This is a genomic window from Lyngbya sp. CCY1209 (genome assembly GCF_035615495.1).
In the GTDB taxonomy this organism is placed as follows: Bacteria; Cyanobacteriota; Cyanobacteriia; order Cyanobacteriales; family Microcoleaceae; genus Limnospira.
In genome coordinates this window covers 1-414 of record NZ_JAJENU010000120.1, presented here as the reverse complement: position 1 = coordinate 414, position 414 = coordinate 1, and the positions used below count along the sequence as shown (strand labels likewise).

Here is a 414-nt window from a genome sequence, read left to right as displayed (position 1 = left end):
ATCCGAGGGGATAAAAGCCTTACCAGGAGGTTATTTCAGGCATTTCAGCCCTATTTCGATCCCGAACGAATCGCACCTAATCATTATGATAGCATCCGGAAGGGTTGGAATTTCCGCCGGCTTTCCGGGCGCGAGCGACGAGGGGCCAGAAGAACGGCGGGGATTATGCCAACATATAATTATAGGTGCGATTCGTTCGGGAATGAAATAAGGCTGAAATGCCCGAAATAACTTCCCGGTAAGGCTTTCATCCCCTTGGATGGAGATAAGGGACGCACCCCTGACCAGCCTTATATAGCGCTGCGCGCGGGAGTCGGCAGTCGGTATTAGGGAGTCAGAAACTGAAACGGCTTTTCTATAAGGGTTTGAAAATTTCTGACCCCATTTCAACTGTAACCACGTGAGCGCTCGTTG

1 protein-coding gene is annotated in these 414 nt (G+C 50.5%); it reads left to right on the top strand.

What is annotated here, in order from left to right:
* Nucleotides 1-211 (top strand): hypothetical protein (locus LKE08_RS00835; protein ID WP_324702295.1); only part of this gene is annotated, 211 nt, incomplete at its 5' end.
* Nucleotides 212-414 lie beyond the last annotated feature (203 nt).